The following is a 322-nucleotide window of genomic DNA, read 5'->3' as shown; positions in this document are numbered from 1 at the left end:
TTGCCAATCCGGTGCGTGGAAAGGGAGTAATACGGTGGTAGCTACGGGCATGATAAGTCATGGCCAACAAATACCTTTACCACTCGGTAAAACACAGCAACTATGCAAATGGCTCGTTTCATCAGGGACGAATTATCACGGCAATTATCCAGATCATTTTGGTGGCCAGTTCGCACTGGCGGATAATAATCGTATTGTCAGTTGCGGTTATCGCGATTACTGGCCAAGCACGAACGGATTTATATATAACGGGACTTGCCAATACATAATTATTTGTGAGTAGAGTTTTGGTCTAACGTGCTGTTTTTTTTTTGCCAATCCG

1 protein-coding gene is annotated in these 322 nt (G+C 43.8%); it reads left to right on the top strand.

What is annotated here, in order from left to right; genetic code table 11:
* Nucleotides 1–283 (top strand): hypothetical protein (locus PuT2_RS16015; protein ID WP_216820845.1); only part of this gene is annotated, 283 nt, incomplete at its 5' end.
* Nucleotides 284–322: the final 39 nt, after the last annotated feature.

The sequence above is a fragment of the Pusillimonas sp. T2 genome (genome assembly GCF_002236805.1).
Taxonomy (GTDB): Bacteria; Pseudomonadota; Gammaproteobacteria; order Burkholderiales; family Burkholderiaceae_B; genus Neopusillimonas.
The sequence above is the reverse complement of the archived record's forward strand: the minus strand, read 5'-3'. Positions and strand labels throughout refer to the sequence as shown.